Raw genomic sequence first — 20,779 nt, 5'->3', positions numbered from 1 at the left:
GCGGCGCCTGCCGCAGTGCCATGCGCTGCGCCGCTGCCTGCGCCGGCACCCGGGAGCTGCCGCCTGTCTACATCTTTTCCGGAGCGCTGACGCCGAGCAGTTCCAGGCCATTGGCCAGCACCTGTTGGGTGGCGACCGCCAGGGTGAGCTTAGCGTCGCGCTCGGCGGCATCGTCCACCAGCACCTTGCTGTTGTGATACCACGTGTGGAAGGCGTGCGCCAATTCACGCAGGTATTGCGCGATCTGGTACGGCTCCAGCGCCTGGCCGGCGATTTCCACCACTTCCGGGTAACGCGACAGCTCCAGCATCACCGCCAGCGAGTGTTCGTCGTCCAGGCATGCGAGCTCGGCCAGGCCGTGGGCCTGGTCGTACTTGTAGCCCTTTTCCTGCGCCTGGCGCAGCACGCTGCACACCCGCGCATGCGCGTACTGCACGTAGAACACCGGGTTGTCGTTGCTTTGCGCGCGCGCCAGGTCGATATCGAAGGTCAGCTGCGAATCGGGCTTGCGCGCAATCAGGAACCAGCGCACCGCGTCGGCGCTGGTTTCTTCGATCAGGTCGCGCAGGGTGACGTAGCTGCCGGCGCGCTTGGACAGCTTCACTTCCTCGCCGCCGCGCATCACCGTGACCATCTGGTGCAGCACGTATTCCGGCCAGCCTTGCGGGATGCCCAGTTCCATCGCCTGCAGGCCGGCGCGCACGCGCGTCAGCGAGCCGTGGTGGTCGGCGCCCAGTTCGGTGATGGCGCGCTCGTAGCCGCGTTGCCACTTGGTCAGGTGATAGGCCACGTCCGGCACGAAGTAGGTGTAGGTGCCGTCGGACTTGCGCATGACGCGGTCCTTGTCGTCGCCGAAGTCGGTGGACTTCAGCCACAGCGCGCCGCCTTCTTCGTAGGTATGGCCGGAGGCGATCAGCTTCTGCACCGCTTCTTCGACCTTGCCGTCCTTGTACAGCGAGCTTTCCAGGAAGTAGATGTCGAAATCGACCCGGAACGCGGCCAGGTCGTGGTTTTGCTCGTTACGCAGGTACGCCACCGCGAAGCGACGGATCGATTCGAGATCGGCTGGGTCCTTGGTGCCGGTGACCAGATGGCCTTCCAGGTCAACGGTGTCGCCGGCCAGATAGGCATTGGCCACATCGGCGATGTAGTCGCCGCGATAGCCGTTTTCCGGCCAGCCGTCGCTGTCGGGGGTGAGCCCCTGCGCGCGTGCCTGGACCGACAGCGCCAGGTTCTCGATCTGCACGCCGGCATCGTTGTAGTAGAACTCGCGCTTGACGTTCCAGCCGTTGGCGTCGAGCACGCGCGCCAGGCTGTCGCCGATCGCCGCGGCGCGGCCGTGGCCGACATGCAGCGGGCCGGTCGGGTTGGCCGAGACGTATTCCACGCCCACCGAACGGCCGTTGCCGGCCAGCCCGCGGCCGTAGTCGTGGCCTTGCTTGATCACATGCGCCACTTCGCGCTGATACGCGGTGGGGGCCAGATGGAAATTGATGAAGCCCGGACCGGCGATGTCCACCTTGGCCACGTCGTCGCTGGCCGGCAGCGCGGCAACCAGCGCCTGCGCCAGTGCGCGCGGATTGCTGCGCGCAGCCTTGGCCAGCAGCATCGCGGCATTGGTGGCGAAGTCGCCGTGCTCGCGGGTCTTGGGTCGCTCGACCACAAAATCCGGCGGCAGGGTGTCGGCGGGCAGGGTGCCATTGGCGCGCAAGGCTTCAATGCCTTGGCCGATCAGTGCGCGGAGTAGGGCTTTCACGTGGGATCTGCTTGGAACCAAACCAGCGATTTTACCCGACCGCGCGGCGCAGGGTCCGACCGATGGTTCAGGTCAGCGCACCACTGCTCATTCCAGCCAGCCGCGCTCGGCGAACGACACCGGTCGACCATCGCCGATGACGAAATGGTCCAGCAGGCGGATATCCACCAGCTCCAGGCTGTCCAGCAGCCGCTTGGTGACCGCGCGGTCGGCCTCGGAGGGCTCCGGATTACCCGACGGGTGGTTATGCCCGACGATCACCGCCGCCGCGTTGTGCAGCAGCGCCCGCCGGACCACTTCGCGCGGGTGGATGTCGGCCCCGTCGATGGTGCCGGTGAACAGTTCCTCGAAGGCGATGGCGCGGTGGCGGTTGTCCAGGAACAGCGCGGCGAACACTTCATAGGCCCGCGCGCGCAGCCGCTGCGAGAAATAGCGGCCCACGCTGGGCGGGTCGCTGAGCGCCTCGCCGCGCTCCAGCGCGCTCATCAGGTGCCGCTGGGCCAGCTCCATCGCGGCGGCAAGCTTGCAGGCCGAGGCCGGGCCCAGCCCGGGCAGGCGCGCCAGCGTCTTGGCCGGGCGGTCCAGCAACAGACGCAGCGGGCCGTGCCGGTGCAGCAGATCGCGCGCGGTCTGCACCGCATCCTGGCCGCGCAGGCCGGAGCCGACGAAGATCGCCAGCAGCTCGGCATCGGACAAGGCGGTGGCCCCGCGCGCCAGAAGTTTCTCGCGCGGGCGTTCGTGGGTGGGCCAGTCGTGTATGTGCATATGGCGAGATTGCCGGTGCTCATCGCCGACGCCCATCAGGCCAAGCGGAGGCATCGGCTAATCTAGTTGTCCTTGTAACCGTAGGACGACCCCGACGTGATCGGCTCCACTCAGGCCCGCCCCCTGGACGGACAGCGTTTGCTGCTGTGCGTCGGCGGAGGCATCGCCGCTTACAAATCGCTCGAACTGGTCCGTCGCCTGCGCGACGCCGGTGCGCAGGTGCAGGTCGCCATGACCGGCGGTGCGCAACAATTCGTCACCCCGCTGAGCTTCCAGGCATTGTCCGGGCAGCCCACCCGCACCACGCTGTGGGACAGCGCCGCCGAGCAGGCGATGGGCCACATCGAACTTGCGCGCTGGGCCGACCGGGTGATCGTTGCCCCGGCGACCGCCGACCTGCTGGCGCGTCTGGCGCATGGTCTGGCCGACGATCTGGTCACCACGCTGTGTCTGGCCACGACCGCGCCGCTGACCGTGGCGCCGGCCATGAACCACCGCATGTGGCTGCATCCGGCCACCCAGGCCAACATCGCCACCCTGCGTGCGCGGGGGGTGGCGGTGGTGGGCCCTGACGACGGCCCGCTGGCGGAGGGCGAATCCGGCCCCGGCCGGCTGGCCGAACCGGCCGCGATCCTTGCGGCGCTGGCCGGCGGCGCGGCGGTCGCCAGCGCAGCCCCGGAGGGCACCAAGAGCGTTGCCGCGCCCGTGTTCATCCCCAGCAGCACCCAGCTGGAAGGCCTGCGCATCGTGATCAGCGCCGGCCCCACCTTCGAGGACCTGGACCCGGTGCGCTACGTCGGCAACCGCAGCAGCGGCAAGATGGGCTACGCCCTGGCCGCCGCCGCTGCCAGGCAGGGTGCCGATGTGGTGCTGGTCAGCGGGCCGGTGCATCAGACCACCCCGGAGGGCGTGCAGCGCATCGACGTGCGCTCGGCCGCGCAGATGCGCGACGCGGTGCTGGGTGCATTCCCGGCCGACATCTACATCGGCGCTGCCGCCGTGGCCGACTACACCCCCAAGCGGGTGGTGTCGCAAAAGATCAAGAAGACTGGCGAAACGTTGACCCTGGAGCTGGTACGCACCCCGGACATCCTGTCCGAGGTCGCCGCGCAGACCGGGGCGCTGAAACTGGTGGTCGGTTTTGCTGCCGAAACGCACGATGTGGAGCATTACGCCCGTGGCAAGCTGGCGGCCAAGCGGCTGGACCTGATCATCGCCAACCAGGTGGGGATCGAAGGCGGCGGATTCGAAAGCGACAACAACGCAGCTACGGCCTATTGGCAGGGCGGCGAGCGTGTGTTCCCCAGCAGCAGCAAGACCGAGTTGGCAGACCAACTGCTGGCCCTGATCGCGGAGAGATTGCAGGCATGAGCCCCCCAACCCAGTCCTTGCAGGTGAAGTTGCTCGACCCGCGCTTCGGCGATCTGTGGCCGCTGCCGGCCTACGCCACCGAATCCAGCGCCGGCATGGACCTGCGCGCCGCGCTGGAGGCGCCGATGACGCTGCAGCCGGGCGATGCGGCGCTGATCCCCAGCGGTATCGCGATCCATCTGGCCGACCCGCAGCTGTGCGCGGTGATCCTGCCGCGCTCGGGGTTGGGCCATCGCCACGGCATCGTGCTCGGCAACGGCACCGGTTTGATCGATGCCGATTACCAGGGGCCGCTGCTGATCAGCACCTGGAATCGCGGCCGCGAGGCCTTCACCATCGAGCCGGGCGACCGCATCGCGCAGCTGGTGATCCTGCCGATCGTGCGTATGGGCTTGCAAGTGGTGGATACTTTCGTCGACAGCGCGCGGGGAGCGGGTGGATTCGGCCACACCGGCGTGCGCTGACAGGGGAAATTACATGAGCAAGGCGAACGAGCGCAGGCAGGGGATGTCCAGCGTGCGTACGAGTGGTCCGGTGTTGGGAGGCATATTGCTGCTGCTGGCTGCCTGGTTCGGCTGGAACAGTTATGCGCAATGGCGCCAGGACGCGGTGGCGCAAGGGCTGGAGCAGGCGCGCGACCGCGCGGTGCAGGACGTGGGCCAGGCCATGGCCACCCAGGCCAGCCAGCTCGACGCGGTGCTCAAGCAGCCGCCGGTCATCGCTGCGTTGGCCGGTGGCGACGCGCTGGCGGCCGCATCGGCCATCCGCGAGCGCTTCAAGGGCGCCGAGGATGTGCAGGTGCTGCCTGGCGACCTTGCCGCGGCCTATGCCAACCCCAAGGATTTCGGTTACGCGCGTCTGAGCCTGCTCGAATCGGCGCAGGTGGCCGACCGGGCGCAGGTCCGGGTGGTACGCGAGGCCAAACAAGTCCGCCTGGGCGTGGCTGCCGCGGTGCGCCTTGGCGGGCAGCCGGCGGTGGCGTATGCGCGGTTGCCGTTACTGCGCCTGACCGGCCCGCTGGATGCAATCGCGGCACCGGACAGCGCCTACCTGGCCGTGCGCCAGGGCAGCTACAACGTGGCCCAGCAGGGCGATATGGCACTGGCCGATGCGGCCGAAACGCTGGCCAGGCCGCTTGGGACCAGCGGCTTGCGCGTGGCTGCGGCGGTGCCGCAAGGCGACAGCGGCCCACTGGGCCTGGGCGCCGTCGGTTGCGCCATCGTGGCGGCATTGCTGCTGATCATTGCGGTACTGCTGGTGCTGGCCAGCCGGGGTCAGGTGGCCTTGCCACGGCGCCGGGTTGCCGACCAATCCGGCGCCGATGAACCCACCTTCAGTCAGAGCCTGCAGCACGACGCCAGCGTTGCCAGCGAGGCACGCGCGCTGGACGCCGAGGCACCGAGATGTTCCGTGCCTACGACATCCGCGGCGTGGTCGGTAAGGACCTCAACCCCGGCGTTGCCGCCTTGGTGGGCCAGGCCATCGGCAGCGTGATGCAAGCGCAGGGACTGCGCGATGTGGTGGTCGGTCGCGACGGCCGGCTGTCCGGGCCGGAGCTGAGCAACGGCCTGATCGAAGGCCTGCGCCGCGCCGGCTGCAATGTCACCGACATCGGCCTGGCACCGACGCCGGTGGTGTACTTCGGCGCCTACGAGCTGCGTGCCGGCAGCTGCGTGGCGGTCACCGGCAGCCACAATCCGCCGGACTACAACGGTTTCAAGATCGTGATCGGCGGCGAGACCTTGTCCGGCGCCGCCATCGCCGAACTGCACCAGCGCATCAACGAAGGTCGCCTGCATACCGCCGCCACGCCTGGCGAACTGGAACAGCGCGACATCAGCGATGCCTACATCCAGCGTATCGCCGACGACGTCCAGCTCGATCGCCCGATCAAGGTGGTGGTGGACGCCGGCAACGGCGTGGCCGGTGAGATCGCACCGCGCCTGCTGGAAGCGATCGGCGCCGAAGTGGTGCCGTTGTACTGCGACATCGATGGCACCTTCCCCAACCATCACCCTGATCCGAGCGAGCCGCACAACCTCAACGATCTGGTGAAGATGGTGCAGCGTTTCGATGCGGATATCGGCGTGGCGTTCGATGGCGATGCCGATCGCCTGGGCGTGGTGACCAAGGAAGGCGCGATGGTGTTCCCCGACCGCCTGCTGATGCTGTTCGCTGCCGATGTCCTGCAGCGCAATCCTGGCGCATTGGTCATCTACGACGTGAAGTGCACCGGCAAGCTGTCCGACTACGTGTTGCGCAACGGCGGTAGTCCGCTGATGTGGAAGACCGGGCATTCGCTGATCAAATCCAAGATGCGCGAGACCGATGCCGAACTGGCCGGCGAGATGAGCGGCCACTTCTTCTTCAAGGAGCGCTGGTACGGCTTTGACGACGGCATCTACGCCGCCGCACGCCTGCTGGAAATCCTGGCCCAGCGCGAGGAAACCCCTTCCGACGTGCTGGACGCCCTGCCCGAGAGCGTCTCCACGCCGGAGATCAAGGTGCCGGTGGAAGGCGATGCGCATGCGCTGGTGGCGCGCTTTGTCGCGCGTGCGCAGACCGGCGAAGAATCGCCGTTCGAATCGGCGCGGCTGTCGACCATCGACGGGCTGCGCGCGGACTTCATCGACGGCTGGGGGCTGGTACGCGCCTCCAATACAACGCCGATCCTGGTGCTGCGGTTCGAAGCCGACAGCGAGGCCGCATTGCAGCGGATTCGCACGCTGTTCCGCAACGAACTGCAGACGTTGTTGCCGGAGCATCCATTGGCGTTTTGATCGCCGGATGCGCGGACCGTCCGCTGCGTTGCCTGGGCAGGGGCAGCGCAGCTGGGCCGGCGGGCGACGCGGCGGGCCGTTATCCGGCTCGCTTCGGTGTACGCGATCAACCGTGTGTTGCGCCTGTTCCGGTTGGCTCGGCACGATCGCAGTGCGTGGTGATCGACGCGGCGTCGTGACCGTCCGTCAATAGCCAGACTGCGTCCCAGTACGGATACTCGCCCACCTGCTCGGCCAGGCCCGCCCGCAGGGGCAATGCGACCAGCGTGCGCGCGAACTGTCGATGATCGCTTTGCTGCGGGAGCGCCGAGACCTGCATCTGCGGCTGCCACACCGTTCCACCACGCCCGCGTGCGCGATTGACTGCATCGGCGGTCCTCAGTCGCGCCGTCGCGGCCAATTGCAGCAACACCGCCTTGCTCGGTGCCTGCAGCAACCCGCACCACGCCTCAGGCAACAGCACCCAGCACAGCAACTGCGCACCTTGCCAATGGCGTGGCAGCGCCAGGCTGGCCGCCGCGGCGCGAGCGCAGCGCCAATCGGCGAATAGCGGCACGTGCTGATGCGTGGGCAGCCGCAGATGCCAATACGTGGCTTCAAGCGTCGGCGTGGACAGGAGGCGATGACGGAGCGCAGTGGACATGGTCACAGGTTGCCCGCGGCGCGAGAGCGGCAACATCGGCGGGCAGTCCATCATCGCGTCGGCCGCGCGCGCAATGGCGTGTCCGAAAAGCGGGCATCAGCGGTCAGCGCTATCGCCACGCCTCCGGCAAGCTGCGCTGCATGGGGTGGATGCCGCAGGTGGCGTCAAGGCGCGTAGGCGCACATCAATCACGCTGCATCGCAGCCCAAAACCTTGTCAGTGAGATGCAGTGCAGCCGTATCGCTTGCGTACGCTGAGGCATCGCCAACCACGATGGATCACCGAACATCGGATGCAGCAACGCGCTTTGCAGCGCACCGGGATCATCTCAACCCGCCACGGCTCACCAACGGCGTTCGATCACCAGCAACCATCCGGACCAGGCAATGCGAATCCCGAATCCCGAATCCCCGCCTCAATGACCGGCCCGGTCGCGTTTCCACCCGCGATGCTTCACATCCAGATACAGGCTGTAAAACGCGGTAAACGCCGGGAACAGGTTCTGCAGCACACCGACCGAATCCTGCTTGGCCGAAAACACGAAATAGCTCAGCGTCATCAGGCTGCCGACCACGCTCATGTACCAGAACAGGCGCGGAATCACCGGCTTGCCGGCGCGCTTGGAGGCAACGAACTGCACCAGCCAGCGGCCACCGAACATCAGTGCGCCGACATAGCCGATCAGCTTCCACCCGGTCACATGGATGCCGGTCCAGTACAGCCAGGTCAGTTGTTGGTCGAGCAAGGACGGGTCCATCAGCGTTCCTGCACCACGGTGCGCTTGCTGCGGGTGATCAGCCAGGCCACGCCGCGCAGGTCGCGGATGCCGACCAGGGCGCGATTGAGATTGTTGTACTTGGACACGCCGGCGGTGCGGTGGCGGTGGTTGACCGGCACGCTCACCGTGCGCCAGCCGGCGCGCTGCATCAACGCCGGCAAATAGCGATGCATGTGGTCGAAGTACGGCAGGTCCAGGAACGCCTCGCGCTCGAACAACTTGATGCCGCAGCCGGTGTCGGGCGTGTTGTCGCGCAGCATGCGCGAGCGGATCGCATTGGCCCATTTGCTGGCCCAGCGCTTGGAGCCGGAATCCTGGCGGTTGACCCGCCAGCCGGCGAACAGCTTCACCTGCGGCTCGGCCTGGCTGCGCGCGATGAGCAGCTTGGGGATGTCGGCCGGGTCGTTCTGGCCGTCGCCATCGAGCGTGGCGATCCAGCTGGCGCGCGCGGCCTTCACCCCGCTGCGCACCGCCGTGCTCTGGCCGCTCTGGGTCACATGATGCAGCACGCGCAGTTCCGGCGTGGTGCTCTTCAGGTCTTGCAGCACCGCGAGCGTGTCGTCGCGCGAATGGTCGTCGACATACACGATTTCGAAGGCCACCACGCCGCGCAGGGCGCGGACGATTTCGCCCACCAGCGTGGCGACGTTATCGCGCTCGTTGAATACCGGGACGACGACGGACAGCTGAGGTTGGCTCATGGATGCGGGGTAGCCGGATGAAGGCTGAGCGAAAAAGATCGGGCATTGTGCCCTGACTCTCTGAGTCAGGCATGAAGCATGCACGCGTTATGCGCATTGGACCGGTTGGAAGCAGCCTGTAGCGTACGGTGGGAACGTGGCAGGGCTGCGAAGGCGTGGGCCAGCGGGCCGATCACGCGTCCTCTTCCGGTGCATCAGCTGGCACATCGCCATGCATTGCGTGGCTGCCATGCGGTCGTACGCCCGGGCGGCTGCTGGAAGGTAGGCCCTGCATCTGGCTCGCATGGCAGCCTCGGCGCTCCGCGCTCCCATCGACGCCTTTGCGCACCTCCCCCGTAAGCCTCGCCAAGCGTTAGGTGCGCTCGCCGAAATACTGCCGGCACCACTCCACGACCTGCGGCAAACCACGCTCAACCGGGGTCGCCGGATCGAACCCGAAGGCCGCCTGCGCACGCTGCGTATCGGCCATGGTGCGGATCATGTCGCCCGGCTGCATCGGCCGGTAGACCTTTTCGGCTGCACGGCCGGCGGCCTGCGCAATCACGTCGATGAAGGTCTCCAGCTCCACCGGCGTGTGGTTGCCCAGGTTGAACACCCGGTGCGGCACCGGCGCGGTGCTGGGCGTGTCCAGCGCGCCCAGCACACCGGCCACGATATCGTCGACGAAAGTGAAATCGCGCTGCATCTTGCCGTGGTTGAACACCTCGATCGGCCGCCCCGCCAGCACCGCACGGCTGAAGATCAGCGGCGCCATGTCCGGCCGGCCCCACGGCCCGTACACCGTGAAAAAGCGCAGTCCGGTCGCGCGCAGGCCATACAGCTGCGCATAGGTGTAGCCCATCAATTCGTTGGCGGCCTTGGTTGCCGCATACAACGAACGCGGTTGGTCCACGCGCTGGTCTTCGGAAAACGGCGGGGTGGCCGAATCGCCGTAGACCGAACTGCTCGAGGCATACACCAGGTGCTGCACGCCGCGGTGCCGGCACAGCTCGAGCATGTTGACGAAGCCAACGAGGTTGCTGTCCACGTAGGCGTGGGGGTTTTCCAGCGAATACCGCACGCCCGCCTGCGCAGCCAGATGCACCACGCGGGTCGGCTGGATCTCATCGAACAATGCGGCCAGGCCCTCGCGATCGGTCAGGTCCAGCGTGCGGATATCGATGCCGGGGCACAGCGCCGCCACCCGGTCGTGCTTGAGCTGCGGGTCGTAGTAGCTGTTGTAGTTGTCCAGCCCCACCACCGTCTCGCCGCGGGCCGCCAGCGCGCGGCAGGTATAGGCACCGATGAAACCGGCAGCGCCGGTGACGAGAATGGTCATGGCTGTGATCCTGGGAAATGCGGAAACAAAAGGCTGGCGCTCCGGCTGCGCATGCGCGGCGCATTGCAGGCGCCGCTGCGAGCGGGTTCGGCATCTCTATGCTGCCAACGCGCCTGCCGTGCGCGGCGTGCCAGGCGCGATTTGCCGCGGCCGCCGCGCATGCGGTGCTCGAGATCAAGGCTGCAGCGCGCCACGCGTCTTCGTTCACCGCAGCGCGAGCGGCGCTTCGCTGGCAAGCTTGGCCTTGCGCTCGGCGCTGAACTTCCACCACGGCTGCGCCGCCTCGCCGTCCATGAAGCGCACGATCGACAGGAACACATCGATCACGCAGGGGTCGTGCAGCACGCCGGTGCGCAGGCACAGCTGTGCGTGCATGTCGTAGGCATCGCGACCGCGCAGCTGCGCAGGCACGCGGATGCCGATCAGGCGCAGGTCCTTTTCGCAGGCCGGGCCGACGTTGGGCAGGTCGGTCAGCTGCAGCAGATGCTGGCGGTCCACCTTGGCGGGATTCATGGCCGACGAGGATCCTGTTGGATGTGCAAGCGATCAGCTGCGCTGCATGCGCAGGCGTTCGAGCACGCCGTCCAGCGTGTCCAGATCGGTGTAATGGATCACCAGCTTGCCCTTGCCGCCGCGGCCGTGATTGAACACCACCTTGGTGCCCAGCGACTCGGACAGTTCGGTTTCCAGCGAGGCGATATCGGCCTGTGGCGCCACCGGCGCCGGCTTGCCCTTGCGCAGCGAGCCGGGCACCTTGCCGGCGGCAAACTGCTGCGCGCGGTGTTCGACCTCGCGCACCGACCAGCCCTGGTCGGCTGCTTCCTGGGCCAGCTTGCTGGCCAGCTCCGGCGCCAGGGTGAGCAGCGCGCGCGCGTGGCCCATTTCCAGCCGGCGGGTTTCCAGCAACACGCGAATGGCCACCGGCAATTCCAGCAACCGCAGCAGATTGGAGACCGACGCACGCGAGCGTCCCACCGCGCCGGCGGCCTCGGCATGGGTCAGCGAAAATTCGTCGATCAGCCGCTGCAACGCCTGCGCTTCTTCCAGCGGGTTGAGGTCTTCGCGCTGGATGTTTTCGATCAGCGCCATCGCGATGACGGTGCGGTCGTCCAACTCGCGCACCACCACCGGCACTTCGGTCAGCCCAGCCAGCTGCGAAGCGCGCCAGCGGCGTTCGCCGGCCACGATCTCGAACTGCCCCGGCATCAGCTCGCGCGCCACGATGGGCTGGATCACGCCTTGCGCCTTGATCGATTCGGCCAGCTCGGCCAGCTTGACCTCGTCCATCTCCCGGCGCGGCTGATACTTGCCCGGCTGCAGCTGGGTCACCACCAAGGTGCGCAGGGTATCGCCGGGCTGCAAGGCCTGTTCGTCGGCACCGGCCGGTGCGGCGGCGGCCGCGCCCTTGGGCCCCAGCAGCGCTTCCAGGCCACGGCCCAGGCCACGCTTCTTTGCCAGCGGCGGCTTGCTCATCAGACGGTCTCCACGGGCCGGACGGCCTTGTTGCGGTCGTTCTGGCGGCGCACGATCTCACCGGCCAGGCCCAGGTAGGCCACCCCGCCGCGCGAGGTGCGGTCGTAACCGACAATGCTCTGGCCATGGCTGGGCGCCTCGGCCAGGCGCACGTTGCGCGGCACGATGGTGCGAAACACCTTGTCGCCGAAATGCTCGGTCAGCTCGGCCGATACCGCATTGGCCAGGTTGTTGCGGATGTCGAACATGGTGCGCAGCACGCCTTCGATTTCCAGCGTCGGGTTGAGGTTGGCGCGCAACGCTTCGATGGTTTCCAGCAGCGCGGTCAGCCCTTCCAGCGCGTAGTACTCGCACTGCATCGGCACGATGATCGAATCGGCCGCGGTCAACGCATTGAGCGTGAGCAACGACAACGCTGGTGGGCAATCGATCAGGATGAAGTCGTACTCGTCGCGGATCGGCGCAAGGGCGCGCTTGAGCCGCTGTTCGCGTTCGCCCTGGTCCATCAGCTGGATCTCGGCAGCGGTCAGGTCGATGTTGCCTGGCAGCAGGTCGAAGCCTTCCGGCGCGGCCACCCGGATCTGCGCGGCGGTGTTTTCGCCCAGCAACAGGTCGCAGGTGGAGGCGGCCACATCGCGCTTGTCGATGCCGCTGCCCATGGTGGCGTTGCCCTGCGAGTCCAGATCCACCAGCAACACACGCTTGGGCGCGCGCGCCAGGCCGGCCGCCAGATTGACCGCGGTCGTGGTCTTGCCGACGCCGCCTTTCTGGTTGGCAATGGCGATGATCCGGGCCATGCGGGAGAGCCTCGTGGGCAAAGAGTAAGACCGGCCATTATGCGGGCAGGGCGTCGGATCGGGAAATGCCGCCCGCGGCGGTGCGCCGCACGGCCGGGATGACGCAGCGCCGGTCAGCCGGCGGGCGGGGCGCCGGCGGGTGGCTCCTTCATGGCCCGGTAGCGCTGCAGGATGTCGGCGATCTCGCCATCCAGCGCCACCCGTTGCTGCTCGAAGCTGATCTGCAGACGCAACTGCGCCATCAGATCGCGATGGCGCTGCTGGATGTCGCCGGCCAGCTTGTCAGCCACTGCCTGGCCGGCCAGCTCGCGGTCGCCGGCGCTGCGCAGCAGGCTGGCCAACCCCTCGCGCAGGCTGGTCACGTTGAAGCGCGCGGTATGGATGTTGTTGTCCACGATGGCGATGCGCTCCTTGAACACCCGGCGCAGGTCGTCCTCGCTCTGATAGGACATCAGCATCGCCTGGTCGGTGCGCTGGCGCATCTGCTCGGCGGCCAGATCGGCCTGGCGTTGCTGCTCGCTGGCCGCAGCGGCAGCGCGCTCGTCGCTGCTCATGGCGCGCTGCACCTCGGCGCTGCGCATCCCGCTCTTGACGTTGAATTCGTCGCGCGCCTGGTTCACCGCCTCCGGGGGCAGCGTATCGCTGCACACGCGGGCGCCGTTCTGGTTCCAGCAATACAGCTTCTTGCCGGCCGGCTTGTCTTGCGCGCCGGCCGGCGCCGCCATGACCAAGGTCGCAGCGACAGCCGCCGCAACGGCGAACAATGCCGAACGTGTATGTATTGGCATCATCGCAGCCCCCTGTCGCCTGCCGTCAGCCTGTGGTGTCGGTCCCGTAGCGGCCACGATAGGCCAGCAGCGGTTCCTGGAAGCCCACAAGGTCGGCGTTTCCTGCCGCAAAAGCAAGCAGGTCGCCCAGGTTGGCCACCGCGATCACCGGTATGCCGGCCTCGGCCGCCACCGCCTGGGCGGCGGAACGGCGGTCCTGATCGGACGCGATCTCCTGCCGGTCCAGCGCCACCACGATTCCCGACGGCATGCCGCCGGCGGCGCGGATGATGGCCAGCGCCTCGCGGATCGCGGTGCCGGCGGTGATCACGTCATCGACGATCAATACCTTACGGCCGGCCAGCGGCGCGCCGATCAGGGTGCCGCCTTCGCCATGGTCCTTGGCTTCCTTGCGGTTGAACGCCAGCGGCAGGTCGCGTCCGCGCCCCGCGTAGGCGCAGGCCAGCGCGGTTGCCAACGGAATGCCCTTGTAGGCCGGCCCGAACAACAGGTCGAAGTCCAGCCCGGCCGCATCGATCGCATCGGCATAGCACTGCGCCAACTGCGCGGTCTTGGCTCCCGAATCGAAGCGCCCGGCATTGAAGAAGTACGGGCTGAGCCGCCCGGACTTGAGCGTGAACTCGCCAAAGCGCAGGGCATCGGCGTCCAGGGCCAGCTGCAGGAAACGGGTGCGGTGGTCGGTCATGTGACGAGATTGGGGAGTAGGGATTCGGGATTGGAAAGCATAGCCGGTCGCGCCTTGCGGCATCCGCTGATGCGGTACGCTTTCACGAATCTCCAATCCCCATTCCCGAATCCCGGCTCTTCATCCATGCGCATCATCAGTTTCAACGCCAACGGCCTGCGCTCGGCCGCCAGCAAGGGTTTCTTCGCGTGGTTCGCCGCCCAGGACGCCGACGTGCTGTGCGTGCAGGAAACCAAGGCCCAGGAGCATCAGCTGGCCGGGCCAGACTTCCTGCCCACCGGCTACAAGGCCTGGTTTCGCGACGCCAGCACCAAGAAGGGCTATAGCGGCGTGGCGATCTACAGCCGGCACGAGCCCGACGAGGTGCGCACCGCGCTGGGCTGGCCGGAGTTCGACGAAGAGGGGCGCTATATCGAAGCGCGCTTCGGCAACCTCAGCGTGGTGTCCTTCTACATCCCCTCCGGTTCCTCGGGCGAGTTGCGCCAGGACTACAAGTTCCAGGTGATGCAATGGCTACGGCCGATCCTGGAGCAGTGGCTGGCCAGTGGCCGCCAGTACGTGCTGTGCGGCGACTGGAACATCGTGCGCACGGCGCTGGACATCAAGAACTGGAAATCCAACCAGAAGAACTCCGGCTGCCTGCCGCCCGAGCGCGATTGGCTCAACGGCCTGTGCGCCGACGCGCCAGAAGACGCCAACCCCGCCGAAGGCCGCGGCTGGGTCGACAGCTACCGCGTACTGCATCCGCAGGGCCAGGACTACACCTGGTGGAGCAACCGTGGCGCGGCGCGCGCCAACAATGTCGGTTGGCGCATCGACTACCAACTGGTCACCCCCGGCCTGCGCGACACCTTGAAGGCCTGCTCGATCTACCGCGAAGAGCGCTTCTCCGACCACGCGCCGTACATCGTGGATTACGCGCAGTGAGGCAGGCCAAGGCTATGGTTTCGGTCATAGCGCGCCGGCATGTTGCAGAACGGGGCCAAGACTTCGCCGGCAACATCGCCATCCGGCGGCAGCTCGGCCACTGCAGCACGCGCGGCGGCTCTCATTGGCCCTTACGCAGTCGGCCGATGCCTTTCGCAACGTTCTGCTTCGGCACGGGAGTGCGTCGTTACGGTCCTGCACAGACCGCTCAAGACAGGACGCGTGACGCCATGACGGCCCTCCGCGGCGGGCTGCATGCAGCGGTGCCGTGGGCCGCGCCGGCCACGACCACTGGCGTTCGTGCTCGCCGGAGTGACGCATGACCACGTCTGCACCGGGCTATAAGGGCTGGCGTGGTATCCAGCGCGCCTTCGCCACGCCATCGGCGGCGACCATGGCACTGCTGGGCTTCGGCAGCGGCTTGCCGTTCCTGCTGATCGCCTCGCAGACCTTGTCGACCCGCTTGCGCGATGTGGGGCTGGACCTGGGCAGCATCGGCTTGATCAGCCTGGCCAGCTTCTTCTATCTGCTCAAGTTCCTGTGGGCGCCGCTGATCGACCGCTATGCGTTTCCGCTCACCGCGTTTCTGGGGCGCCGTCGCTCCTGGCTGCTGGTGGCGCAGATCGGCGTCACCATCGGCCTGTTTGCGCTGGCATTTTCGCGCCCGGACCTGAGCGTTACGGGATTGGTGGGCTGGGTGTTGTTCGCCTCGTTCTGGGGCGCGACCCAGGACTCGGTGGTGGATGCCTACCGCATCGAAATCGCTCCGGATGCCGCGCAGGCCGCGTTGGCGGCGACCTACACGCTGGGCTACCGCATCGGCCTGATCCTGGGCGGTGCCGGTGCGTTGTACATGGCCCAATACCTCGGCTGGACGTGGGCGTACGTCGGCATGGCCGCACTGATGCTGGTGCCGATCGTCACCACCTTGCTATGCCGCGAGCCCGACCGGCCCGAGGCGACGGTCGTGCGCCGCGTGGACGTCGCCGGTGCGTTCTGGCAACCGATTTCCAGCTTCTTTTCCAGCAATGGGCTGGCGCTGGGCATCGTGCTGCTGCTGTTCGTGGGCCTGTACAAGTTTCCCGACCAGGTGATCGGCGTCATGGCCGGTCCGTTCTATCTGGATTCGGGCTTCACCAAGGCCGATATCGCCACCGTCTCCAAGCTGTTCGGCGTCTGGATGGGCATTGTCGGCGCCTTCGCTGGCGGCGCGGCAATTGCCGCGTTCGGGTTCCGGCGCATGTTGCTGGTGGCCGCGCTGGGGGTGGCCTTGTCCAACCTGGCGTTCCTGCTGATGGCGCACAACCCCGGCAAGCTGTGGGCGTTCTATGCCGCGCTCAGTGCCGATAATCTCTTCCAGGGGTTCGCCGCCACGGTGCTGGTGGCTTTCATGTCCTCGCTGACCGACCGCAACTTCACCGCAACCCAGTATGCGTTGCTGGTCTCGCTGGCCAACCTGCCGGGCAAGTTTGCCGGTGGCGTGTCCGGGTTCGTCGTCCAGGCGACCTCCTACAGCACCTTCTTCATCCTCAGCGCCTTGACCGTCATTCCCACGTTAATGCTGCTGGCCTGGCTATGGCCGCGGCTATTGGCGCACGACAGGCGGCCGGATTGAAACGTCCGCCAAGGTTGCCGATGATGCGCGCGGAGCAGCGCATTGCACGAGGCAGGGCATGACCGATCTGGTATTGCGTGACATCGACCCGGTGCTGGTGGACCGTATTCGCCGCATTTCCGTCGCACGGGGCTGGACCCAGCACCAGACCGTCATGCATCTGCTCGAACAAGGCCTGTTCGCCAGCGAATACGAAGTCACCGGCGGCCTGCAGCACCCGGAGGTCGATGCCCTGGCCGAGGCGATTGCCGCGCTCAAGGCGCTGCCGGCGGGAAATAATCCCTAGCGCTGCCGCAGCTTCATCCCGGCCAGCACAGGCCAACGGGCTCACGCCGGATAGATCGCCCCCAACAGCCGAGGTCCGGCCGCCCCGGTCACCGCGGGCAGGTTGGCCGCGCGTCCGGCCAGCAGCTCGGCCGCCAGCCAGGCAAAGCCCATCGCCTCCAGGTAATCCGGGTCCAGTCCGTATCGCGCGCTGGATTCCACCACCATGCCCGGCAGCCGCGCCGCCAGTCGCGCCAACAGCACCGGGTTGCGCACGCCGCCGCCGCAGACCAGGACCCGTCGCGTGGTTGGCTGCAGCCGCAACAAGGCATCGGCCACGCTGGCAGCGGTGAGTTCGAGCAAGGTCGCCTGCACATCGGCAGCATCCAACCGCGCGCTGCCCATCGCCTGCACGGCCCAGTCCAGATGGAATTGCTCGCGGCCGGTACTCTTGGGCGGCGGCAACGCAAACCACGGATCGGCCAACAGCGCCTGCAGCAAAACCGCATCCACGCGCCCACTGGCGGCAAACGCACCCTCGGCATCGAACGGCGTGCCGTGATGGCGTTGGCACCAGCTGTCCAGCAACGCATTGGCCGGGCCGGTATCGAATCCCAGCACCGCGCCGTCGCGCGGAATCAAGGTCAGGTTGCCGATGCCGCCCAGATTGAGCACCGCGCGGTCTTCATCGCCTGCGCCCAGCATGGCCAGATGGAAGGCCGGCATCAGTGGCGCGCCTTGGCCACCGGCGGCCACATCGCGGCGGCGGAAATCGGCCACCGTGGTAATGCCGGTGTGCTCTGCAATCCGGCTGGCATCGCCGATCTGCCAGGTGAACGCTGGATTGGCGTTGGGCCGGTGGCGGATGGTCTGCCCATGCGAGCCGATCGCACGAATCTGCCGGCGCTCCACGCCACTGTCGCCGATCAATCGATTGGCCGCCGCCGCGAATGCCAGCCCCACCTGCGCGTCCAGCTGGCCCAGCGCATCGATGGCCACCGTCTCGGCGCCCTGGCCGAGCGCCACCAAGGTCTCGCGCAGTTGCGGCTCCCACGCCACCGTCGTCCCGGCCACCAATTCGCAGCGGCGGTGGGTGGCATCAGCAAAGCGCACCAGCGCGGCATCGATGCCATCGGCGCTGGTTCCCGACATCAGGCCCAGATACAAGGGGGAGTCAACGTGTTCCAAGACAGACATGCCGAAGCCAGAAAGACACGGCCGGCCAGCTTGTGCAGCCGGGCCGGGTCCGTCAACCGGTCTTACCCCGGTGGCAGCCGTGCAGTGGGCGCGTCATCGTCGGGCCACGTGCTGCAATCGCTGCCGCGAGAATGACCCACGCCTCGAGATTCCCCGCCCACTTCAGGCATCGTCAAGGTCTGCAGTCGCCTCAGAAGCTGTCGGTCGACAGCCAAGACCAGGTGCCGCATGGGGACATCGCAGCGTTCAGCACCTGCAGTGCACCGCAACCCGTAGCTGCACGGCAACTACCAGGCGACACGGCTGGAGGCAGCGCCGAACCCGCCCGCCACCCACCTGCGCAGCCGCAACGCAGCTGAGGCAGTGACCAGCCGCAGGCCTCAACTGCGCGACTTGCCCTTGGCCGGCTTGCCGGCGTCGGCGTAGATCAGCTTCTCCATGCCCTCGATACGGGCCATGGCCGGCGCCGTCTGCGCGCGGAACGCCGCCAGTTCGGCGCCCTGCAGCGGCTCCGGCGGCGGCATCGTCACCGACATCGGGTTGCGCTGCTGCCCGCCCACGCGGAATTCGTAATGCAGATGCGGGCCGGTCGCCAGGCCGGTCATGCCGACATAGCCGATCACCGTGCCCTGGTTGATGCGTTGCCCGGCCTTGATCTTGCCAAAGCGCGACATGTGCCCGTACAGCGTGCTGTAGTTCTTGCCGTGATCCAGGATCACCACGTTGCCGTAACCGCGCTGGGTCCCGACAAACACCACCCGCGCATCGCCGGCTGCCATGATCGGCGTGCCCGAGGCGGCCGCATAGTCCACACCCTTGTGCATGCGCATGGTGCCCAGCACCGGATGCTTGCGCGCACCGAAGGTGGAGCTGATCCGGCTATAGGCCACCGGCATGCGGATGAAGCTCTTCTTGAGCGGGCGCCCAGTGATGTCGAAGTACTCGGCCGGTTTGCCGGCGCGCTCGAAGCGAAACCCCGTATAGGTCTTGCCGCCAGTGGTGAACGTCGCCGCCAGGATGTCGCCGGTGCTGATCCGCTCGCCTTCGCGCCAGGTCTCATCCATGACCACGCTGAACCGGTCGCCGGGCTGCAGATCCTTGTCGAAGTCGATGTCGTACTTGAAGATCTCGTCGGTCATGATCGCCACCGCCGCCGGCGACAGTCCGGATTTGCCGGCCGAGGCATACAACGAACTGCTGATCTCCCCGCTGGCCACTACCGTGCGCGTGGTCGTCGCCCGCTCGGTCACGTTCTCGCGCACGGCGTCACCCAGCAGGCGCAGTTCCACCCGATGACTGTCGTCGCGATCAAAACGCAGTGCGCGCAGCTGCCCCGGCGTCGGCATGTCGAAGGCGATCTCGGTACCCGGACGCAGCTTGGTCAGCGCCTCCTTGGTCCCCGGGTGCGCCAATACCTGGTACATCACCGTGGTCGGGATCCCCAGCTCGCTGAACAAGGTACTCAGGGTCTGGCCCGGCTTGACCTGCAGAATTTCCCAATCGGTGCTCGGTGCCAGCTGCTTGCGGCTGGGAACCAGCGGCGGCAATGGCAATGCCAGCGTGGAATGGCTGGAAAGCGGTGCGTCGATGGCGTTGGAAAAACCCGGCACGATCGTGGCGACCAGCGCACCGATGGTGGCGAACAGGCTGGCGTGAATCCAGTGACGGCGGGTCCAGCGGTCATTGAATGCCGCCGGCAGATGCGCCTTGAGCTTGCGATGCAGTGCAGTATCGTGGAGGACGTGGAGGCGTTCGTGAAAGCGCCGCTTGCGTGCACGGCCCTGCTCTGAGTTCTGCATCGTTCAAATTCCTCGCTGGCTCGAAGTGCGAGCCCAATCGCCGGTACCATAGACAGCCTGTAACAGCGCGTCAAACCATTGAGCCTGTTCATTATTTTCACTTGGCGCGGAATTAACCCGCGTTTAACATCATTCACGTTTTTGACGGCAAGCGCCGCTGGAGTCTGTGGTTGGCCACTATCGAAGAATCCCTCGCACTCATCGGCCGTGGTGCCGAAGAGATCCTCAAGCTCGATCAGCTGCAGGCGCGGCTCGCCACCGGTAAGCCGCTGCGGGTGAAGGCCGGCTTCGATCCCACCGCGCCGGATCTGCATCTGGGCCATACCGTGCTGCTCAACAAGATGCGGCAGTTCCAGCAGCTTGGCCATCAGGTGATCTTCCTGATTGGCGACTTCACCGGAATGATCGGCGACCCGAGCGGCAAGAACGCCACCCGCAAGCCGCTCAGCCGCGAGGATGTGCTGGCCAACGCACGGACCTACGAAGAGCAGGTCTTCAAGATCCTGGACCGCGAACGCACCGAGGTGCGCTTCAACTCCGAATGGTTCGGCCAGATGAGCGCGGCCGACATGATCAAGCTCTCTGCCCAGCACACCGTCGCGCGCATGCTCGAACGCGACGATTTCGCCAAGCGCTTCGGCAGCCAGCAGCCGATCGCCATCCACGAATTCCTCTACCCGTTGGTGCAAGGCTACGATTCGGTCGCCCTGAAGGCGGACGTCGAGCTGGGCGGCACCGATCAGAAGTTCAACCTGTTGATGGGGCGCGGCTTGCAGGAGCATTACGGTCAGGCGCCGCAAATCGTGCTGACCATGCCGCTGCTGGAAGGCCTGGACGGCGTAGCCAAGATGTCCAAGTCGTTGGGCAACTACATCGGCATCAACGAGCCGGCCATCGACATCGTCACCAAGACGATGAAGATCGGCGACGAGCTGACCTGGCGCTGGATCGACTTGCTGTCCTTCGATATCAGCCTGGCCGAAGCGGCGCGCCTGAAAGAGCAGGTCGCTGCGGGAGAGCTGCATCCGCGCGAGGTCAAATTGCGCCTGGCACGCGAGCTGGCCACCCGGTTTCACGATGCCGCAACCGCAGAGCAGGCCATTGCCGGCTGGCACGCGGTGG

19 protein-coding genes and 1 pseudogene (1 of these 20 running past the window's edge) are annotated in these 20,779 nt (G+C 66.9%); 7 read left to right on the top strand and 13 right to left on the bottom strand.

The features are described from left to right. Nucleotides 1-67 precede the first annotated feature (67 nt). Nucleotides 68-1,756 carry an arginine--tRNA ligase gene (argS, locus tag ACCQ07_RS19005; RefSeq protein WP_071118584.1) on the bottom strand — a complete coding sequence of 563 codons (1,689 nt, stop codon included), beginning with the start codon at nucleotides 1,754-1,756 and terminating at the stop codon, nucleotides 68-70. Between the two features lie 87 nt (nucleotides 1,757-1,843). Further along, nucleotides 1,844-2,521 (bottom strand): RadC family protein, encoded by a 678-nt coding sequence (gene radC, locus ACCQ07_RS19000; protein WP_011348857.1) that lies wholly within the window; start codon nucleotides 2,519-2,521, stop codon nucleotides 1,844-1,846. Between the two features lie 96 nt (nucleotides 2,522-2,617). On the opposite strand from radC, the gene coaBC reads away from it, so the two are divergent. The 3 genes and pseudogenes from coaBC to ACCQ07_RS18985 all read left to right on the top strand — a co-directional run bounded on the left by coaBC (nucleotide 2,618) and on the right by ACCQ07_RS18985 (nucleotide 6,672). After that, entirely contained in the window at nucleotides 2,618-3,892 is a 1,275-nt protein-coding gene (gene coaBC, locus ACCQ07_RS18995) for a bifunctional phosphopantothenoylcysteine decarboxylase/phosphopantothenate--cysteine ligase CoaBC (RefSeq protein ID WP_046932101.1), read from the top strand. Further along, nucleotides 3,889-4,356, top strand: a complete 468-nt coding sequence (dut, locus tag ACCQ07_RS18990) for a dUTP diphosphatase (protein ID WP_007964142.1) — start codon at nucleotides 3,889-3,891, stop codon at nucleotides 4,354-4,356. The genes coaBC and dut overlap by 4 nt, the downstream gene beginning before the upstream one ends. A gap of 13 nt (nucleotides 4,357-4,369) precedes the next feature. Beyond that, nucleotides 4,370-6,672 (top strand): annotated as a pseudogene (locus tag ACCQ07_RS18985) (phosphomannomutase/phosphoglucomutase). Nucleotides 6,673-6,778: 106 nt separating this feature from the next. Here the strand turns inward: ACCQ07_RS18985 and ACCQ07_RS18980 are convergent. From ACCQ07_RS18980 to pyrE, 9 genes are all read right to left on the bottom strand, one after another. After that, nucleotides 6,779-7,351: a hypothetical protein gene (locus tag ACCQ07_RS18980; protein WP_033478400.1), complete on the bottom strand. Its 573-nt coding sequence runs from the start codon at nucleotides 7,349-7,351 to the stop codon at nucleotides 6,779-6,781. Between the two features lie 379 nt (nucleotides 7,352-7,730). Next, the gene (locus ACCQ07_RS18975) at nucleotides 7,731-8,072 is read right to left on the bottom strand and encodes a lipid-A-disaccharide synthase N-terminal domain-containing protein (protein ID WP_008571195.1); all 342 of its coding nucleotides are present in this window, start codon (nucleotides 8,070-8,072) and stop codon (nucleotides 7,731-7,733) included. Next, nucleotides 8,072-8,794, bottom strand: a complete 723-nt coding sequence (locus ACCQ07_RS18970) for a glycosyltransferase family 2 protein (protein ID WP_008571194.1) — start codon at nucleotides 8,792-8,794, stop codon at nucleotides 8,072-8,074. Before ACCQ07_RS18970 ends, ACCQ07_RS18975 begins: the two co-directional genes overlap by 1 nt. A 352-nt stretch (nucleotides 8,795-9,146) precedes the next feature. Then, on the bottom strand, nucleotides 9,147-10,112 hold the full coding sequence (locus ACCQ07_RS18965; RefSeq protein ID WP_008571193.1) for an SDR family NAD(P)-dependent oxidoreductase: 966 nt from the start codon (nucleotides 10,110-10,112) through the stop codon (nucleotides 9,147-9,149). 204 nt (nucleotides 10,113-10,316) lie between these two features. Then, entirely contained in the window at nucleotides 10,317-10,625 is a 309-nt protein-coding gene (locus tag ACCQ07_RS18960; protein WP_008571192.1) for a helix-hairpin-helix domain-containing protein, read from the bottom strand. A gap of 33 nt (nucleotides 10,626-10,658) precedes the next feature. Then, nucleotides 10,659-11,585, bottom strand: coding sequence for a ParB/RepB/Spo0J family partition protein (locus ACCQ07_RS18955; protein ID WP_122272235.1), 927 nt, complete (start codon nucleotides 11,583-11,585; stop codon nucleotides 10,659-10,661). Beyond that, the gene (locus ACCQ07_RS18950) at nucleotides 11,585-12,382 is read right to left on the bottom strand and encodes a ParA family protein (protein WP_008571190.1); all 798 of its coding nucleotides are present in this window, start codon (nucleotides 12,380-12,382) and stop codon (nucleotides 11,585-11,587) included. Before ACCQ07_RS18950 ends, ACCQ07_RS18955 begins: the two co-directional genes overlap by 1 nt. A 113-nt stretch (nucleotides 12,383-12,495) precedes the next feature. Continuing rightward, the gene (locus ACCQ07_RS18945) at nucleotides 12,496-13,146 is read right to left on the bottom strand and encodes a hypothetical protein (protein WP_122272236.1); all 651 of its coding nucleotides are present in this window, start codon (nucleotides 13,144-13,146) and stop codon (nucleotides 12,496-12,498) included. Between the two features lie 49 nt (nucleotides 13,147-13,195). Continuing rightward, nucleotides 13,196-13,855 carry an orotate phosphoribosyltransferase gene (gene pyrE / locus ACCQ07_RS18940; protein ID WP_011348851.1) on the bottom strand — a complete coding sequence of 220 codons (660 nt, stop codon included), beginning with the start codon at nucleotides 13,853-13,855 and terminating at the stop codon, nucleotides 13,196-13,198. A gap of 126 nt (nucleotides 13,856-13,981) precedes the next feature. Here pyrE and ACCQ07_RS18935 point away from each other — a divergent pair, with 126 nt between their 5' ends. The 3 genes from ACCQ07_RS18935 to ACCQ07_RS18925 all read left to right on the top strand — a co-directional run bounded on the left by ACCQ07_RS18935 (nucleotide 13,982) and on the right by ACCQ07_RS18925 (nucleotide 16,683). Next, on the top strand, nucleotides 13,982-14,782 hold the full coding sequence (locus ACCQ07_RS18935; RefSeq protein WP_014091280.1) for an exodeoxyribonuclease III: 801 nt from the start codon (nucleotides 13,982-13,984) through the stop codon (nucleotides 14,780-14,782). A gap of 319 nt (nucleotides 14,783-15,101) precedes the next feature. Beyond that, on the top strand, nucleotides 15,102-16,397 hold the full coding sequence (locus ACCQ07_RS18930; protein WP_011348849.1) for an AmpG family muropeptide MFS transporter: 1,296 nt from the start codon (nucleotides 15,102-15,104) through the stop codon (nucleotides 16,395-16,397). 58 nt (nucleotides 16,398-16,455) lie between these two features. Then, a complete protein-coding gene (locus ACCQ07_RS18925; protein WP_003489057.1) occupies nucleotides 16,456-16,683 on the top strand; it encodes a hypothetical protein in 228 nt (75 codons plus the stop codon). Between the two features lie 41 nt (nucleotides 16,684-16,724). On the opposite strand, the gene ACCQ07_RS18920 is transcribed toward ACCQ07_RS18925, so the two are convergent. Together ACCQ07_RS18920 and ACCQ07_RS18915 are read right to left on the bottom strand one after the other, a co-directional pair. Further along, nucleotides 16,725-17,858 (bottom strand): anhydro-N-acetylmuramic acid kinase, encoded by a 1,134-nt coding sequence (locus ACCQ07_RS18920; protein ID WP_029820812.1) that lies wholly within the window; start codon nucleotides 17,856-17,858, stop codon nucleotides 16,725-16,727. Nucleotides 17,859-18,238: 380 nt separating this feature from the next. Beyond that, on the bottom strand, nucleotides 18,239-19,657 hold the full coding sequence (locus tag ACCQ07_RS18915) for a M23 family metallopeptidase (RefSeq protein WP_071118582.1): 1,419 nt from the start codon (nucleotides 19,655-19,657) through the stop codon (nucleotides 18,239-18,241). 170 nt (nucleotides 19,658-19,827) lie between these two features. On the opposite strand from ACCQ07_RS18915, the gene tyrS reads away from it, so the two are divergent. Further along, nucleotides 19,828-20,779: the 5' portion of a tyrosine--tRNA ligase gene (tyrS, locus tag ACCQ07_RS18910; protein ID WP_122272238.1), read on the top strand. 260 nt of this gene lie beyond the right edge of the window; 952 of the gene's 1,212 nt are visible here — the first part of the coding sequence; the start codon lies at nucleotides 19,828-19,830; its stop codon lies beyond the right edge, outside the window.

It is taken from the genome of Xanthomonas sp. NCPPB 3583, from assembly GCF_041475715.2.
GTDB classification, from domain to species: domain Bacteria; phylum Pseudomonadota; class Gammaproteobacteria; order Xanthomonadales; family Xanthomonadaceae; genus Xanthomonas; species Xanthomonas euvesicatoria.
This window is presented reverse-complemented; position numbering and strand designations above follow the sequence as displayed.

Coding starts and splice junctions, on each gene's coding strand:
- ACCQ07_RS18950 (WP_008571190.1), bottom strand. CDS start 12,382: ATGGCCCGGATCATCGCCATTGCCAACCAGAAAGGCGGCGTCGGCAAG.
- ACCQ07_RS18965 (WP_008571193.1), bottom strand. CDS start 10,112: ATGACCATTCTCGTCACCGGCGCTGCCGGTTTCATCGGTGCCTATACC.
- ACCQ07_RS18955 (WP_122272235.1), bottom strand. CDS start 11,585: ATGAGCAAGCCGCCGCTGGCAAAGAAGCGTGGCCTGGGCCGTGGCCTG.
- ACCQ07_RS18935 (WP_014091280.1), top strand. CDS start 13,982: ATGCGCATCATCAGTTTCAACGCCAACGGCCTGCGCTCGGCCGCCAGC.
- ACCQ07_RS18975 (WP_008571195.1), bottom strand. CDS start 8,072: ATGGACCCGTCCTTGCTCGACCAACAACTGACCTGGCTGTACTGGACC.
- ACCQ07_RS18980 (WP_033478400.1), bottom strand. CDS start 7,351: ATGTTGCCGCTCTCGCGCCGCGGGCAACCTGTGACCATGTCCACTGCG.
- ACCQ07_RS18970 (WP_008571194.1), bottom strand. CDS start 8,794: ATGAGCCAACCTCAGCTGTCCGTCGTCGTCCCGGTATTCAACGAGCGC.
- ACCQ07_RS18960 (WP_008571192.1), bottom strand. CDS start 10,625: ATGAATCCCGCCAAGGTGGACCGCCAGCATCTGCTGCAGCTGACCGAC.
- dut (WP_007964142.1), top strand. CDS start 3,889: ATGAGCCCCCCAACCCAGTCCTTGCAGGTGAAGTTGCTCGACCCGCGC.
- ACCQ07_RS18915 (WP_071118582.1), bottom strand. CDS start 19,657: ATGCAGAACTCAGAGCAGGGCCGTGCACGCAAGCGGCGCTTTCACGAA.
- ACCQ07_RS18925 (WP_003489057.1), top strand. CDS start 16,456: ATGACCGATCTGGTATTGCGTGACATCGACCCGGTGCTGGTGGACCGT.
- pyrE (WP_011348851.1), bottom strand. CDS start 13,855: ATGACCGACCACCGCACCCGTTTCCTGCAGCTGGCCCTGGACGCCGAT.
- ACCQ07_RS18920 (WP_029820812.1), bottom strand. CDS start 17,858: ATGTCTGTCTTGGAACACGTTGACTCCCCCTTGTATCTGGGCCTGATG.
- ACCQ07_RS18930 (WP_011348849.1), top strand. CDS start 15,102: ATGACCACGTCTGCACCGGGCTATAAGGGCTGGCGTGGTATCCAGCGC.
- radC (WP_011348857.1), bottom strand. CDS start 2,521: ATGCACATACACGACTGGCCCACCCACGAACGCCCGCGCGAGAAACTT.